Here is a 1,473-nt window from a genome sequence, read left to right on the forward strand (position 1 = left end):
GAAGAAGAGGAAGAAGAGGAAGAAGAGGAAGAAGAGGAAGAAGATGAAGAAGATGAAGAAGATGAAGAAGATGAAGAAGAGGAAGAGGAAGAGGAAGAGGAAGAGGAAGAGGAAGAGGAATATCATGATAACATAGACTACACAGATGATTATAATCACTACAATGAAGATACTGTTGACGATCAAGATTCAAAAAAACATAATACATAGTATTTTTAGACATAGTAAAATATTAGCAATCAAAAGATTAAGCTATATATAACTACACATAAAATATCTAATGCTAAAAACAGATACATGAACTAGTGATCTTTATAAACTATGAATATATCCCAAAATACTAAATTTCCATGCTATAAAACATATTAGTGTTATCAATTTTATGTTACAGGCTATATAGTTTTATTTACAACATTTTTCACTTAATTAATAGCTATCAATAAACTGACTTTCTTGAATTTACTAGAAGATTAGTATACTTAACATAACATCCATTATGTCTATAGTAACTTGCGGCATGTTTACCATACAACAGCCCATATGATTTTTAAGCAAGTTCATACTTTTTTATATATAAAAACATAGCAAGTAATACTTCATCAGCATTACTTGCTATTCAATATACAATTCTATAGCTTATACGCTACACAATATTATATCAAATCAACTGCTCCTTTGTTATTAAAGGAATGGCACTCTACAAAATAAAAATCTAAATTACAATCAGAAGTAGAATGACACACATTAAATGAACTGCTTAAATCTTTTATTGATTGAACCTCATAAATATAAACTCCATACATATGAACATGTTTTCCAGCCATCAATTCTGATATAGGACAACACATTTCATTTGTTTCTACATCTGAACATTTTTTACAGTCTTTAGGTAACATTATATTAGTATTCATATTATCAACTGAAGGGATAGGATTTAAAGAAAGAGGATTATTACACACAGCAGGTCGTACTTCTGCTTTAACTTCAGGAATACTTTTTTCTTCATTAGTTTCAGACAATTTTTCTGCAACTTTATTTGATGATCTTCCTACATTGTCATCCACAGCAGGTTGTAAACTTTCTGCTTTAACTTCAGGAGTACTTTCTTCTTTATTAGTTTCAGATAATTTTTCTTCAACTTCACTTGATAAATGTTCTACATTATCACCCATAGCAGGTTGCAAATCTTCTGCTTTAACTTCAGGAACACTTTCTTCTTCATTAGTTTCAGATAATTTCTCTTCAACTTCACTTGATAAATGTTCTACATTATCATCAACAACAGGTTGCAAATCTTCTGCTTTAACTTCAGGAACACTTTCTTCTTCATTAGTTTCAGATAATTTTTCTTCAACTTTACTTGATAAATGTTCTACATTATCACCCATAGCAGGTTGCAAATCTTCTGCTTTAACTTCAGTAGTACTTTCTTCTTTATTAGTTTCAGATAATTTCTCTTCAACTTCACTTGAT

Annotated in this window: 2 protein-coding genes; one reads left to right on the forward strand and one right to left on the reverse strand. The window is 29.6% G+C overall.

The genetic code is table 11. The annotated features are described in order from the left end of the window. Nucleotides 1-210: hypothetical protein (locus DRF75_RS05125; RefSeq protein ID WP_205745111.1), on the forward strand; the 210-nt coding region annotated here is incomplete at its 5' end. A 443-nt stretch (nt 211-653) separates the two neighbouring features. Here DRF75_RS05125 and DRF75_RS05130 read toward each other — a convergent pair. Further along, the coding region (locus DRF75_RS05130; RefSeq protein WP_165375570.1) for a hypothetical protein at nt 654-1,473 on the reverse strand (820 nt) is incomplete at its 5' end.

This window comes from Ehrlichia minasensis, from assembly GCF_004181775.1.
In the GTDB taxonomy this organism is placed as follows: Bacteria; Pseudomonadota; Alphaproteobacteria; order Rickettsiales; family Anaplasmataceae; genus Ehrlichia; species Ehrlichia minasensis.